Origin of the sequence: Chitinophaga sp. GbtcB8 (genome assembly GCF_019091455.1) — a bacterium.
Taxonomy (GTDB): Bacteria; Bacteroidota; Bacteroidia; order Chitinophagales; family Chitinophagaceae; genus Chitinophaga.
Genome location: NZ_JAGXJN010000014.1, coordinates 88241 through 101749 on the forward strand (window position 1 = coordinate 88241; position 13509 = coordinate 101749).

A 13509-nucleotide genomic window follows, 5' to 3' on the forward strand; every position below is an offset into this window, starting at 1 on the left:
GATCCAGGCAACAAATTCACCAAGGGTAGCATAGGAGTACGTATATGCGCTACCGGCAATTGGTATCACAGCAGCAAATTCCGCATAACATAAACCGGCTAAGGCGCAGCCAATAGCAGCTACTATAAAGGAAAGGGTTACCGCAGGTCCGGCGTGTGCGCCGGCAGCAGCCGCGGTACGTACAAACAGGCCTGCACCAATGATAGCGCCAATACCTAACGCAACCAGGGATCCGGCCGTTAACGTTCTTTTTAATCCTTTTTCTGTTTCGGAGGCTTCAGATAATAATTGACCCAGTGGCTTTTTTACAAAGAGTCTACTCATGATAGAAGTATTGTTGGTTGATTTAAGTGGTTTAGTTTGTCGTTTTGAGATCGCCAAATATAACTATCAAAAATCAAATGAGCTTGTTTTATTTTATGGAGTTATGGGTGAATATTGGCTCAGAACCTTATTTTTGGGAAATTTTAAACACGCACAGCAGCAATAAATTAAGCATGGCATGAAGAAATCTAACCGGCTTACCCTGTACATAGTTCTTGGGATGATATTAGGAATTTTAACAGGGTATATCATATTCAACTCATATGCGAACGATGAAGCAGCCATTAAAAAAATTGCAGACAACTTATCTATACTTACCGATGTTTTCCTGCGGCTTGTAAAAATGATCATTGCACCGCTGGTATTCTCTACCCTGGTAACGGGGGTGGCTAAACTGGGGGATATTAAAGCCGTGGGCCGCATTGGGGGCAAAACCATGTTATGGTTTATTACCGCCACATTTGTATCCCTTTTCCTGGGTTTAATACTGGTGAATATATTACAGCCCGGCCATTCCTTAAACTTACCCGTGCCGGATTCGCATGCCAGCGCCGGGGTTTCCGGAACGGATATGACGCTGCGCGGCTTTTTCCGCCACGTATTCCCGGACAGCGTAATTATGGCAATGGCCAATAATGAGATATTGCAGATCGTAATTTTTGCGTTATTCTTTGGGGTAGCTATTGCAGCTATTGGAGAAAAAGGGCTGCCGGTAGTAAAGCTGCTGGATGCCGTAGCGCATATTATGCTCAAGGTAACTTCATACGTAATGAATTTTGCGCCTTTTGCTGTATTTGGCGCTATGGCTGCCATCATATCGCAGAAAGGATTGGGAATTTTGCTAACCTATGGTACGTTTATCATTCAGTTCTATGGAGGGCTGATCCTGTTGTGGATTGTGCTGTCGCTGGCAGGTTTTTTTGTACTGGGCCGCTCCGCATTCAATTTATTGGGCCGGTTAAAGGCCCCGCTGCTGCTGGCTTTCAGCACAGCTACCAGTGAAGCGGCTTACCCGCGTACTATGGAGGAGCTGGAAAAATTTGGTTGTGACAGTAAAATAGTGAGCTTTGTATTACCCCTGGGCTATTCCTTTAACCTGGATGGTTCTATGATGTATATGACCTTTGCCAGCATGTTCATTGCACAGGCTTATAATATGCACCTGGGCCTGGAGCAGCAGATATCCATGTTACTGGTGCTGATGATCACCAGCAAGGGGATTGCGGGTGTGCCCAGGGCCTCACTGGTAGTAATAGCCGGCACTTTATCCATGTTCCACATTCCGGAAGCAGGTTTGCTGCTGCTGCTGGGGGTAGATCATATACTGGATATGGGCCGCTCCGCTACCAACGTTATTGGTAATGCTATGGCCACTGCTGTAGTTTCTAAATGGGAAGGCTCGCTTGCAAAGGAGCCGGAAGTATTACAGGAAGTATAACAATTCAGTAACAGTAAAATTGCTATTTTGGCAATTCGCCATTTTTGGAAAATTTCTCATAACATAGTAGCATGGACCAGATCATAGAGCTTTTTAAACACCTCATTAACCCGCAATGGATCATTGACCACGGGGGTATTTATTTATTGTTGCTGATCATTTTTGCGGAAACGGGGTTGTTTGTGGGATTTTTCCTGCCGGGTGACTCCCTGCTGTTTGTAGCCGGCATTTATGGTGAAAAGCTGAGCGAAAGCTTTTTTAATATGCCATTTGTAGTGGTAATGCTGCTGATAGCTATTGCCGGTGTGCTGGGTAATATGGTAGGCTTCTGGTTTGGCCGTAAGTCGGGCCCGCTGCTGTTTGCAAGAAAGGATACCTTATTATTCAAGAAAAAATATTTATACCAGGCCAGGGAATTTTATGATAAACATGGTGGCGGCGCTGTTTTCCTGGCGCGTTTTTTACCCATTGTGCGCACCTTTGCACCTATTGTAGCAGGGATTGTACAAATGGAAAGTAAAAAGTTCATGCTCTATAATATTGTAGGCTCTTTTTCCTGGGTATTTTCCATGATGCTGGCCGGCCATTACCTGGATAAAATGTTCCCCGGGTTAAAGGAGCACCTGGAGCTGATTATCATTATAATAGTCCTGATCACCACTCTGCCGGTACTGATAAAACTGTTTTTCGGAAAAACCAAACACCCGGAGCACCTGCACCACGAGGATAGCAAAACACCAACCGATACTACGGTTTCCTAAGAAAACGAACTATTTATTTACTAACCATATGAAGAATGCAAATAACCGTTCCACGTCTATCTTCAATATAGCCGTTATAGTGGCTTCACTGGGCTATTTTGTAGATATTTATGATCTGCTGCTTTTTACGATCGTGCGCGTACCCAGCCTTAAATCGCTAGGCGTACCACAAGCGGAAATTGATGCCGGTATTGGCCTGCTGCTCATTAACGTTCAAATGGCCGGCCTGTTAATAGGCGGCATTTTCTGGGGTATTGTGGGCGATAAAAAAGGCCGCCTGAGTGTGTTGTTCGGTTCCATATTAATATATTCCGTAGCCAATATTGCCAATGGTTTTGTGCACAGCACCAACATGTACCTGTTATGGCGCTTTGTGGCCGGCTTAGGCCTGGCGGGCGAGTTAGGCGCCGGCATTACCCTGGTATCTGAAATATTACCCAAGGAAAAACGTGGTTATGGTACCATGATCGTGGCTACTATTGGCGTATTTGGCGCAGTAGTGGCAAACTTTGTGGCCAAAATAGTGCAGGACTGGCGCACCTGCTATTTTATAGGAGGGGCGCTGGGCCTGGCTTTGCTGGTGCTGCGCATTAGTGTGCTGGAATCTCATTTATTTAATGCCATTAAAACAAGCAATGCCAGCCGCGGTAATTTTTTGCAGCTGTTCACGGATAAACACCGTTTTTTAAAATACCTGAAATGCCTGCTGCTGGGAACTCCTACCTGGTTTGTAGTAGGTATACTCATGGCTTTCTCCAATAAATTTGCCATTGAAATGCATGTGCGGGATGCCATTAACCCCGGCGATGCCATTGCCTTTTGTTACACCGGCCTTACCCTGGGCGATTTTGCTACCGGCCTTATTAGCCAGCTATGGAAAAGCCGCCGTAAGGTAATGCTGCTGTTCCTGTTGCTGACGGCTGCTTTTGTAACGCTGTACTTTCAGCTGCACGGGGCTGGTAAATGGAGTTTTTACGCGGTGTGTTTTGGCTTAGGCTTCAGCGTTGGTTTCTGGACCATCTTTGTAACCATTGCTGCAGAAAGTTTTGGTACCAACCTGCGGGCTACCGTGGCTACTACCGTACCTAACTTTGCCAGGGGCCTGCTGCCGCTTATTTCCATGTTGTTTGTGGCTTTACAGGGCAGCTTTACTTACCTGCAAAGCGGTGCTATTGTGGCAGCCATTTCCATAGGCATAGCGCTGGTAACCTCTTATTACCTGGAAGAAACCTTTGGCAAGGAATTGAATTATGTGGAAGAGATATAACCGCGTTTAATACTGCGCCAGCACTTTATCTACCAGGCTATTGAGCTGGGCTATTTCCAGGGGATCCAATGCTTTTTTCAGCACATCATCCAGCTGTGTTACTTCTTCTTCTATTGATTTCAGCAGCTGCAGGCCTTTGGAAGTGATCTTTACATCCACGGCGCGGCGGTCTGATTCACAGCTTTTGCGTTCCAGGAGATCTGCTTTGCGTAAGCGTTCTACAAGGCGGGATACATCGCTCATTCTATCCAGCATCCTTTCTTTCAGCATATTAATGTTGGCGGCTTTGGGGTGTTGGCCACGCAGTATGCGCAGTATATTAAACTGCTGCATGGTAATGTCAAACTTTTTAAAGAATTGCTGGTTACGGCTTACGATCCAGTTGCCTACGAATACCAGGCCTATCATGCCTTTTGTGTATTCATTATCAAAGGCTTTCTGGGAAAGCAGTTTTTCGATGTTTGACATAATGCAGGTACAGATAGATTTTAAGTGTCAATAATACATGGCCCGTACAAAAAACAGGCCGTAAAAGTGGTTGATATTAGCTGCTTGATGTGTTGTTTTTACACGATCCCCTTTAAAAAGTTACGGTGGCTGATCTGCTTTGAGATCAGCCACCGTATTGTATCATATCAGCATCTGGTGTTATGCTGTTACTTTCATATTATCCAGCACGTCCATTACTTCTTTTACGTGTTGTGCGGAAGTAGAGAGCAGCTCTTTTTCTGCTGCGTTCAGCTGCAGCTCAATAATTTTTTCAATACCGGTTTTACCCAATACTACGGGTACGCCCAGGTAAATATCCTTCAGCCCATACTCGCCGGTAAGCCATGCGCAGCAGGGGAAGATGCGTTTTTCATCTTTCAGGATAGCTTCTACCATTTGTGCGGCAGCAGCGCCGGGTGCATACCAGGCAGAGGTGCCCAGCAGGTTCACAATTTCACCGCCGCCTACTTTGGTGCGTTGTATAATAGCTTCCAGCTTATCGGCCGCTACCAGCTCTGTTACGGGAATACCGGCTACAGTGGTATAACGGGGCAGGGGCACCATAGTATCGCCATGGCCACCCATTAATATTGCCTGAATATCTTTAGGGGAACAGCCTATTTCATCGGCCAGGAAAGCGCGGTAGCGCGCTGTATCCAGGATACCGGCCATACCAAATACTTTGCTGCTGTCTTTTTTTGCAGTCAGGAAAGCGCAGTAGGTCATTACATCCAGCGGGTTGCTTACTACAATAATAATAGCATCCGGAGAGTATTTACTAATGTTCTCTGTAACAGATTTTACAATGTTGGCGTTGGTAGAGATCAGGTCATCGCGGCTCATACCGGGTTTGCGTGGTAAACCGGAGGTAATTACTACTACGTCACTGTTGGCGGTTTTAGCGTAGTCGTTGGTAACGCCTGTTACTTTGGTGCTGTAATAGTCAATGGGCGCCTGCTGCCAGGTGTCCAGTGCTTTTCCTTCCGCCGTGCCTTCCTTAATATCCAATAATACTACTTCCCGTAAGAAATCTCTGTGGGCCAGTACATTAGCACAGGTAGCACCTACATTCCCGGCTCCTACAACAGTAACTTTCATTTTATCTAAATATTTTAAGGTGAAGAATGAAGAATAAGGTAAATGTAAGTAAAAAGCGGAAAGCATAAAGCTAATAAAAGCATAAAGCATACAGGAGAAAGCATAAAGCCTAAACAAATGGCAGGCAGCTTTCTGCTTTGAGCTTTCAGCTTAATTCAGGTACTTCAGCACCTGCTCCAGCTTCACGGTGCCTTCAAAGCCCTTTACCAGCGCCTGCTTTTTATTGTATATAAACAGACCGGGGAAATAATGCATGTCGTAAAAATACATGATCTGCCGGGTAGGTTCGCTGGCCATTATAATATTACGGTAGTTCTGGATCTTGTAATGGTCATAATACTCCTTCATTTGATCCGGTTTAAAAGGCGTTACCATCAGGATCTGCGTTTTCTTAAATTCATCAATGTGCTTCAGCAGGTCTTCGGTCAGCGCTTTACAATGGTCACAGTCTACGCTGAACACAAACACCACGGTAGGGATGTTCTTGCGCAGGTCGTTCTTGGTGATCACATGCCCATCCGGCAGGGTGAGCGGGAAAGCAGGGATGACCGGGTATTGCAGGTAAGGTGATTTAGCGGGTTGTGCAGGCGCATTCTGGGCCTGGGCCAGGAAAGTGGAAATGCAAAAACACAACAAAAGTAAATAACGCATGTCTCGGGCTAGTTTTGGATAATGAGTGCTAAAATTAAGGTAGAACGGGCTGAATGAACCCCGTAAATTGATTTTTTTGCAAAAAAATTACTAGATTACCTGTCCTTACCTTATGTTTGCATTCCTAAAAAAAATAATGAGTGCGCATTTTAGCGTTATTTGGATCTAATTAATTCGCGGAATGTAGTACCACAGAGCAGTTCAGAAAGATTTCGGAGAATGATTTATTTTTGCTGTCCTGACCTAAAATTTTTAAACTAAATTAAGTATCCTATTTTATGGCTACCACTGCAGATATCAGAACAGGATTGATCATAAAGCTGGATAACAGCTTATATTCTGTTGTAGAGTTTGGACAGAACAAGACCGCCCGTGCCGCCGCCAAGGTTTGGGCTAAATTAAAAGGTGTAGATAACAGCCGCTCTATAGAGCACACCTGGAACTCCGGCGATAACATTTTCCCTGTACGCGTTGAGAAAAAAGCATTCCAGTTCCTGTACAAGGATGACAGTGGTTACAATTTCATGGATAAAGAAACTTTTGAGCAGATAGCCCTGGCAGAAACCATGGTGGATGCTCCACAGTTCCTGAAAGACGGGGATGAAGTGTTTGTAATGATCAATACCGAAACAGAGCAGCCTATGAGTGTGGAGCTGCCTGATAAAATAGTGGTGAAGGTCACTTATTCAGAGCCGGGCATGAAAGGGGATACTGCTACCCGCACCCTGAAACCCGCTACTATTGAAACCGGCGCTACGGTAATGGTACCCCTGTTCGTGAACGAGGGAGAAACCATCCGGGTGAACACCAAAACCGGTGAATATATTGAAAGAGTAAAAGAATAATCCATATCAACAACGAACATTTCTAAACCAAAAACTGTCTACATGGATTTTAAACAGATTCAGGAGCTGGTAAAAATGGTCAATAAGTCCAATATCAGTGAACTGAGCATAGAGGAAGATAAGTTCAAGATTACCATAAAGCAAAAGGATAACGAGGTACAGCAGGTCTTTACCGTACCGGCGGTAGCACCCGTGCAGGCAGTTGCACAGGTAGCGCCAGCTGCTGTTCCTGTAGCCACTTCCGCTACTCCTCCTGCAGCGGCTGATACTAAAGCCACCAACCTGCTTACTATCAAATCTCCTATGATCGGTACCTTTTACCGCAGCCCTGGTCCTGACAAACCGGCCTTCGTGAATGTAGGTGATGACGTAACTTCCGGCAAGGTAGTTTGCATCATTGAAGCCATGAAGCTGTTCAATGAAATTGAAAGCGAAGTATCAGGCAGGATCATAAAAGTGCTGGTAGATGATGCTTCTCCGGTTGAATATGACCAGCCTTTGTTTTTAGTAGAACCATAAGAGAACCAATGTTTAAAAAAATACTGATTGCCAACCGTGGAGAAATAGCCCTGCGTATTATACGCACCTGTAAGGAAATGGGCATCAAAACGGTGGCTGTTTATAGTACTGCGGATAAAGACAGCCTGCATGTGAAGTTTGCGGATGAAGCAGTGTGTATAGGCAAACCGCAAAGCAGTGAATCCTACCTGAATATCCCTCACTTGATGGCCGCTGCGGAGATCACCAATGCAGACGCCATCCATCCCGGTTACGGTTTCCTGGCAGAAAATGCCCGCTTTGCTGAAATATGCGGCGAGCATGGTATTAAGTTCATTGGCCCCACCCCGGACATGATCCGGAAAATGGGGGATAAGATGACAGCCAAAGAAACCATGATAGCTGCCGGCGTACCGGTAATACCGGGATCTGAAGGTTTGCTGGAAAGCATGGAACAAGCCAGGGAATTAGCCAAGAAAATGGGCCTGCCTGTGATCCTGAAAGCTACAGCCGGTGGCGGTGGTAAAGGGATGCGCGTAGTATGGCAGGATCATGAGCTGGAGAATGCCTATAACATGGCCAAAACAGAAGCCCGCGCCGCTTTCAGCAACGACGGTATTTACATGGAGAAATTCGTGGAAGAACCCCGTCACATTGAAATACAGGTAGCTGGCGACCAATATGGCAAAGTATGCCACCTGAGCGAAAGGGACTGCTCTATCCAGCGCCGCCACCAGAAGCTGGTGGAGGAATCTCCCTCCCCGTTCATGACGCCGGAGCTGCGTGAGAAAATGGGGGAAGCTGCTATTAAAGCCGCCTCCGCCATTAATTATGAAAGCGTAGGTACCATTGAGTTCCTGGTAGATAAGCACCGCAACTTTTACTTCATGGAAATGAACACCCGTATACAGGTGGAACATGGGGTAACGGAAGAGGTGATCAACTTTGACCTGGTTAAAGAGCAGATCAAGATAGCGGCAGGTATTCCCATCTCCGGCAAAAACTATACGCCGCAGATGCATGCCATTGAATGCCGTATTAATGCGGAAGACCCGTACAACGACTTCCGCCCATCCCCGGGTAAAATAACGGTATTGCATATACCGGGTGGCCATGGGGTGCGGGTGGATTCTCATATTTACGCCGGTTATGTAATTCCGCCCTACTATGATAGTATGGTGGCCAAGATCATAACCGTTGCGCAAACCCGGGAAGAAGCCATTAATACCATGGAACGCGCGCTGAGCGAGTTTGTAATTGAAGGGGTGAAAACCACTATCCCTTTCCACCAGCAGCTGATGCGTGATGAGAACTTCCGTAAAGGTAACTTTACCACGAAGTTCACAGAAACCTTTAAGCTGGTATAATTAGCAAGTAGTATACGAATTTATATGTGCCACATCTTTAAGGTGTGGCACACTTTTTTACTCCACTTTTATAACGGTAGTACGCTTACCGACCCCATTTTCATTGAACGGCTCTATACAGAAATAATAGGGTTGATCTTTTTCCATGGCAGAGAAGTAATATTCGTTATTACCATATACCATAATGCTGGTGTACAGCTTATCCGCTGCGGGACCGGTATAAATAGTATAGCCGGTAGCGTTATTACTGCTTTGCCATTTAAGCCAGGCATTCCGCCGCTCACTGTTGCCCCGCAATGCAATAAACTCTTTTACTGTATCCGGCACGCTGCCTTTACCCAGGCCAAACACGCGTAAGCCGCTAATGGCAAACTTACCGGAGGGCATGTGCACATTTTCCATTTTTATATACCGGGCCTGCACGGGCGTTGCAAGGGGAATATAGTCATGCGGTACATCTGTAGTATTGCGGCTTTTATCGGTTAGCAGCTTCCAGGTGCGGCCATCTGTGGAGCTATAGAGCTTATATTGATGGTACAGGCCGGGTTGCTTGCCCATGATGGTAGCATCCTGGTCTGCGTAGTTGATCTGTACGGCGTGTATGGTGCTCAACTGTCCCAGGTCTGTCTGGATCCATTCCCCCTTATTGCCGGTAGCAGCACTCCAGTAGGTTTTAATATTTTCATCTACCGCATTATTGGGGGCATAAGCACCGTAGGTGGAGGATACCTGTACGGGTTTATTATAGTTCAGCAACATCCAGCCGGTAAACAGGCTTTTAGCTGCAGCAGCAGCCGGCAGGTAATGCGGGTAGTCGCCATAAGCAGTGTTACAGAACAATACATCATCCTTATCAAAACCGGCCGGCCATATGCCGATCCTTCTTTCAAAATTATTTTTGGTACCGATCACGATGGTAGATACATGCCACCAGTTACCATACGTATCCTGGTAAGTAGCCCCATGACCGGCGCCCCGTGCAAACCCGCCGGGTTTGTATGAAAAGGGGTTGTGTGATTGATAGGTAAAAGGGCCCAGGGGCTGTTTGCTTACATACACACCATCCCCATACCCGCTGAACTCTGTACCTGGTGCGCCGTATTGCAGGTAATACAGGCCATTGTGCTTATTCATCCAGGCGCCTTCTATAAAGGGTTTCAGGAAAGTATTATCATTATGCTCTCCAAAACGTTCCCAGCCATGCAAAGTATCGTTTAGCCGTATGAGTGACCTGCGCTCGCCAATGGGTTGTAATGTTTTACGGTCCACTTCCTGCCCGTAAACGGGAAACTCGTTGCTGGAGCCATGGTACAGGTACAAACGTCCATCATCATCTGCAAAAAAAGCAGGGTCCCATGCGCCTGCCTGGAAAGAATCTACCGCCTCTTTCCAGCTGTCTATACGGGGATTCTTACTCATCCACAAAGGAAAATTTTTGGAGTAGGTTGATCCGATCACCAACAAACTATCGCCCAGCACTACCGTAGCCGGTGCGCACAGCTCATCGTACACATGGTGCCATGGTTTCAGGAATTTACGGGGTACAAAATGCCATTGCAGCATATCATGACTCCACCAGTAACCCCATTGGTTGGTAGAAAAAAGATAATAATCGCCTTTGAATAACGTAATGGTAGGATCCGCTGTGGCACGGTGTTTACCCTGGGTTACAAAGTTCGGGATAGGGCAGTACCCATAGTCAACATTAATAGGATTGCAGTAAGTTTTTTGCTGGGCCGTTATGCCGGTAAGCGGTATTAAGCACGGCAATAGCAGCACTAATCTTTTTCGCATGGCTGTTCCGTTTTTGTATCTGTAGTATTAAAAGTAAAAAAAATCCCGTTCACCGGAAGATGAACGGGGATACCTTACTTTAACCTAATTGTTCTTTATTGGAATAGTCATGACTGAGACTAAAATGTTATGTTTTGCCGGGTGTGGTTTTGCCCGGTAGCTGCCGGTCCTGCAGGCGCTGGGCGCGCTGCCAGCGCTCCTGGCTTTTAATCATCCACTGCTGGTATTGTACATACTGTGTGGCGGAGAGCAGGGCTTTTACCTGGTCAGCATGTGTTTGCTGTAAGCGGTGCAGCTGTGCATCTTTTTCTGCGCTGCTGAGCGTTTCATTCCGGCGTATGCTTTTGGCCTGGCGGCGGAAGCTGGTTTCAATATTCTGCAGCTGCCTGCTTTGCGGGCTGGTGAGGGCCAGCTCCTGTTTCATTTTGCGGCTTAATTTATGGTGAAGCATGGTGCTGTCCTGCGCAAAGGCAATACTGCAGGTGCTGAGCATTATAAACAAGGCGGGTAGCAGCTTCATATAGATTGATGGTTTACTTTCATATAGACCGGATGGGGCACCAAAGGTTTAAAAACAGAAAAGCCCACGGTGAAAACCGCAGGCTAATCATACACCAAAACAATCTTACGGTTTTATCGCAAGAAAAGCAGCTCTCTGTACTTGGGCAGTGCCCATAGTTTGTCATCCACTAAAAACTCCAGTTTGTCGGAGTGGTAACGGATCACTTCAAAGTACGGCTTAATTTTTTCACAGTAATCTACCGCTTTCTGACGGCTGTCAGTGAGCTTATTTGTCACTTTACGCGCCTCAATCATAGCCTGTACATTCTCACTGATGACATTAATATGTTCAGCTATTTTACCAGCTATCTGTTTTTGTGCTTTTACGGCATCTTCACCTAAACCAATGTCCTTTAATCCGCGGATGTTTTCGATCAGCGTGTTCTGGTAGCTGATAGCAGCCGGCAGAATGGTGTTGGTGGCCAGGTCGCCAATTACGCGGGCTTCGATCTGTACTCTCTTCACATAATCTTCCAGCAGTATTTCGTGGCGTGCATGCAGCTCTTTTTCATTGTAAACGCCGGTTTCCGTGAACAGCTTGGCTGCTTTGGGAGTTACCAGGGCATCCAGTGCCTGCGGTGTAGTTTTAATATTCGGCAAACCTCTTTTTTCTGCTTCTATAGCCCATTCTTCGCTGTAGCCGTCGCCTTCGAATAAAACTTTTTCCGAATCTACAATATATTTCCGAAGAGTTTGCATGATGGCAATCTCTTTTTTCTCGCCTTTTTCGATCAGGGAATCCACTTCTTTTTTGAACACCTGCAGGGTTTTAGCCATGATGGTGTTGAGGGTGGTCATAGCGGAAGCACAGTTTGCAGAAGAACCTACCGCGCGGAACTCAAACTTGTTACCGGTAAAGGCAAACGGAGAGGTACGGTTACGGTCGGTGTTATCCAGCATCAGTTCCGGAATGTGGCGGTGCAGATCCAGTTTCAGGATAGCTTCATCCTGCTCATCAAACTTGTTGTTTACGCGGGTCTTAACTTCCTGCAATACTTCAAACAGGTACTTACCTACGAAAACGGAGATGATAGCGGGAGGCGCTTCGTTAGCACCCAGACGGAAGTCGTTGCTGGCAGAAGCAATGGAAGCACGCATCAGGTCTGCATAGTCATGCACGGCTTTGATGGTGTTCACAAAGAAGGTCAGGAACATGAGGTTGGTCTTGGGTGTTTTACCCGGGGCCAGCAGGTTCACACCGGTATCGGTGGCCATGCTCCAGTTGTTGTGCTTACCTGAACCGTTAATGCCTGCAAAAGGTTTCTCATGCAGTAACGCTTTCAGTTTGTGACGTTTAGACACTTTATTCATTACGTCCATCAGCAGGGAGTTGTGATCCACTGCAATGTTCACTTCTTCAAAGATAGGAGCGCACTCAAACTGAGAAGGAGCCACCTCGTTATGGCGGGTTCTCAGCGGAATGCCCAGCTTGTAAGACTCTTCTTCAAAATCGCGCATAAATGCGTAGGCGCGTTCCGGTATGGAGCCAAAGTAGTGGTCTTCCAGCTGCTGACCTTTGGAAGGTGCGTGACCTACCACGGTACGGCCGCACATGATCAGGTCAGGGCGGGCATTAGCCAGGTTTTCGTCAACCAGGAAGTATTCCTGCTCCCAACCCAGGGTAGCGGTTACTTTGGTTACATTTTTATCAAAATAGTTACATACGTCTACAGCAGCTTTATCCAGCGCAGACAGTGCTTTCAGCAGCGGCGCCTTGTAATCCAGTGATTCACCGGTATAGGCTACAAAAATGGTAGGTATGCAAAGTGTTTTACCATATCCTTGTTCTATAATAAAAGCAGGAGAGGAGGGATCCCATGCAGTATAACCGCGGGCTTCAAAAGTAGCGCGGATACCGCCGCTGGGGAAGCTGGAAGCATCAGGCTCCTGTTGTACCAGTGCATCGCCGTCAAAAGTTTCAATAGCAGAGCCATCGCTTTTAATGGTGAAGAAAGAGTCATGCTTTTCGGCCGTAGTACCGGTAAGGGGTTGGAACCAGTGGGTAAAGTGGGTTACACCTTTTTTCATGGCCCATTGTTTCAAACCAGCGGCAATCTGGTCGGCCATTTTACGTTCGATCTTAGAGCCAGCTTTAATGGAATTCATTAAGCTTTTATAAGCTTCGTCACTCAGATTCTCGCGCAGAACTTTCCCAGTGAAGACATTACTGCCAAACACTTCGGTGATTTTCCCGTTGAATTGTTCGGGTTTAATTTTTAAATCAACACCGGAAAGGTTTTCCAGCGCATTGAAGCGTAAAGATTGCATGCTGTAATTGATTTTATACTAAGTAAAGTAATTTTACACAAAAAAACATCCATTACGTAATATAAACAAGAAGTTTATTGTTTTTTGCTAAAAAATTTCATTTTGACAGTAAAAGAAGTGAATTTTTTAATTTTTCAACAAAAAAATG

The 13509-nt window shown here is 46.2% G+C and carries 14 protein-coding genes; 7 read left to right on the forward strand and 7 right to left on the reverse strand.

What is annotated here, in order from left to right:
* On the reverse strand, positions 1–324 hold a 324-nt coding region (locus tag KVT36_RS32720; RefSeq protein WP_254640009.1), incomplete at its 3' end, for an amino acid permease.
* On the opposite strand from KVT36_RS32720, the gene KVT36_RS14670 reads away from it, so the two are divergent.
* From KVT36_RS14670 to KVT36_RS14685, 4 genes are all read left to right on the forward strand, one after another.
* Positions 323–490 (forward strand): hypothetical protein, encoded by a 168-nt coding sequence (locus KVT36_RS14670; RefSeq protein WP_217604235.1) that lies wholly within the window; start codon positions 323–325, stop codon positions 488–490. The two genes, KVT36_RS32720 and KVT36_RS14670, sit on opposite strands and share 2 nt — an antisense overlap.
* 12 nt (positions 491–502) lie before the next feature.
* Positions 503–1762 (forward strand): dicarboxylate/amino acid:cation symporter, encoded by a 1260-nt coding sequence (locus tag KVT36_RS14675; RefSeq protein WP_217604236.1) that lies wholly within the window; start codon positions 503–505, stop codon positions 1760–1762.
* 71 nt (positions 1763–1833) lie between these two features.
* On the forward strand, positions 1834–2523 hold the full coding sequence (locus tag KVT36_RS14680) for a DedA family protein (RefSeq protein WP_217604237.1): 690 nt from the start codon (positions 1834–1836) through the stop codon (positions 2521–2523).
* Positions 2524–2551: 28 nt separating this feature from the next.
* Positions 2552–3790 carry an MFS transporter gene (locus KVT36_RS14685; protein WP_217604238.1) on the forward strand — a complete coding sequence of 413 codons (1239 nt, stop codon included), beginning with the start codon at positions 2552–2554 and terminating at the stop codon, positions 3788–3790.
* A gap of 6 nt (positions 3791–3796) precedes the next feature.
* Here KVT36_RS14685 and KVT36_RS14690 read toward each other — a convergent pair whose 3' ends face one another.
* From KVT36_RS14690 to KVT36_RS14700, 3 genes are all read right to left on the reverse strand, one after another.
* Entirely contained in the window at positions 3797–4258 is a 462-nt protein-coding gene (locus KVT36_RS14690; protein ID WP_217604239.1) for a MarR family winged helix-turn-helix transcriptional regulator, read from the reverse strand.
* A 180-nt stretch (positions 4259–4438) separates the two neighbouring features.
* Positions 4439–5377, reverse strand: coding sequence for a malate dehydrogenase (gene mdh, locus KVT36_RS14695; RefSeq protein WP_217604240.1), 939 nt, complete (start codon positions 5375–5377; stop codon positions 4439–4441).
* 150 nt (positions 5378–5527) lie between these two features.
* On the reverse strand, positions 5528–6028 hold the full coding sequence (locus tag KVT36_RS14700; protein ID WP_217604241.1) for a peroxiredoxin: 501 nt from the start codon (positions 6026–6028) through the stop codon (positions 5528–5530).
* A 278-nt stretch (positions 6029–6306) separates the two neighbouring features.
* On the opposite strand from KVT36_RS14700, the gene efp reads away from it, so the two are divergent.
* The 3 genes from efp to accC are packed head-to-tail and all read left to right on the forward strand — an operon-like array spanning position 6307 to position 8738.
* Positions 6307–6873: an elongation factor P gene (gene efp, locus KVT36_RS14705; RefSeq protein WP_089918456.1), complete on the forward strand. Its 567-nt coding sequence runs from the start codon at positions 6307–6309 to the stop codon at positions 6871–6873.
* 42 nt (positions 6874–6915) lie between these two features.
* Entirely contained in the window at positions 6916–7392 is a 477-nt protein-coding gene (accB, locus tag KVT36_RS14710; protein WP_217604242.1) for an acetyl-CoA carboxylase biotin carboxyl carrier protein, read from the forward strand.
* Between the two features lie 8 nt (positions 7393–7400).
* Entirely contained in the window at positions 7401–8738 is a 1338-nt protein-coding gene (gene accC, locus KVT36_RS14715; protein ID WP_217604243.1) for an acetyl-CoA carboxylase biotin carboxylase subunit, read from the forward strand.
* Positions 8739–8795: 57 nt separating this feature from the next.
* Here accC and KVT36_RS14720 read toward each other — a convergent pair whose 3' ends face one another.
* The 3 genes from KVT36_RS14720 to KVT36_RS14730 form a co-directional block, all read right to left on the reverse strand.
* On the reverse strand, positions 8796–10532 hold the full coding sequence (locus KVT36_RS14720) for a family 43 glycosylhydrolase (protein WP_217604244.1): 1737 nt from the start codon (positions 10530–10532) through the stop codon (positions 8796–8798).
* A gap of 127 nt (positions 10533–10659) precedes the next feature.
* The gene (locus KVT36_RS14725; RefSeq protein WP_217604245.1) at positions 10660–11052 is read right to left on the reverse strand and encodes a hypothetical protein; all 393 of its coding nucleotides are present in this window, start codon (positions 11050–11052) and stop codon (positions 10660–10662) included.
* A 113-nt stretch (positions 11053–11165) separates the two neighbouring features.
* Positions 11166–13361, reverse strand: a complete 2196-nt coding sequence (locus KVT36_RS14730) for a glutamine synthetase III (RefSeq protein WP_217604246.1) — start codon at positions 13359–13361, stop codon at positions 11166–11168.
* Between the last annotated feature and the right edge of the window lie 148 nt (positions 13362–13509).

Coding starts and splice junctions, on each gene's coding strand:
- KVT36_RS14670 (WP_217604235.1), top strand. CDS start 323: ATGATAGAAGTATTGTTGGTTGATTTAAGTGGTTTAGTTTGTCGTTTT.
- KVT36_RS14675 (WP_217604236.1), top strand. CDS start 503: ATGAAGAAATCTAACCGGCTTACCCTGTACATAGTTCTTGGGATGATA.
- KVT36_RS14680 (WP_217604237.1), top strand. CDS start 1,834: ATGGACCAGATCATAGAGCTTTTTAAACACCTCATTAACCCGCAATGG.
- KVT36_RS14685 (WP_217604238.1), top strand. CDS start 2,552: ATGAAGAATGCAAATAACCGTTCCACGTCTATCTTCAATATAGCCGTT.
- KVT36_RS14690 (WP_217604239.1), bottom strand. CDS start 4,258: ATGTCAAACATCGAAAAACTGCTTTCCCAGAAAGCCTTTGATAATGAA.
- mdh (WP_217604240.1), bottom strand. CDS start 5,377: ATGAAAGTTACTGTTGTAGGAGCCGGGAATGTAGGTGCTACCTGTGCT.
- KVT36_RS14700 (WP_217604241.1), bottom strand. CDS start 6,028: ATGCGTTATTTACTTTTGTTGTGTTTTTGCATTTCCACTTTCCTGGCC.
- efp (WP_089918456.1), top strand. CDS start 6,307: ATGGCTACCACTGCAGATATCAGAACAGGATTGATCATAAAGCTGGAT.
- accB (WP_217604242.1), top strand. CDS start 6,916: ATGGATTTTAAACAGATTCAGGAGCTGGTAAAAATGGTCAATAAGTCC.
- accC (WP_217604243.1), top strand. CDS start 7,401: ATGTTTAAAAAAATACTGATTGCCAACCGTGGAGAAATAGCCCTGCGT.
- KVT36_RS14720 (WP_217604244.1), bottom strand. CDS start 10,532: ATGCGAAAAAGATTAGTGCTGCTATTGCCGTGCTTAATACCGCTTACC.
- KVT36_RS14725 (WP_217604245.1), bottom strand. CDS start 11,052: ATGAAGCTGCTACCCGCCTTGTTTATAATGCTCAGCACCTGCAGTATT.
- KVT36_RS14730 (WP_217604246.1), bottom strand. CDS start 13,361: ATGCAATCTTTACGCTTCAATGCGCTGGAAAACCTTTCCGGTGTTGAT.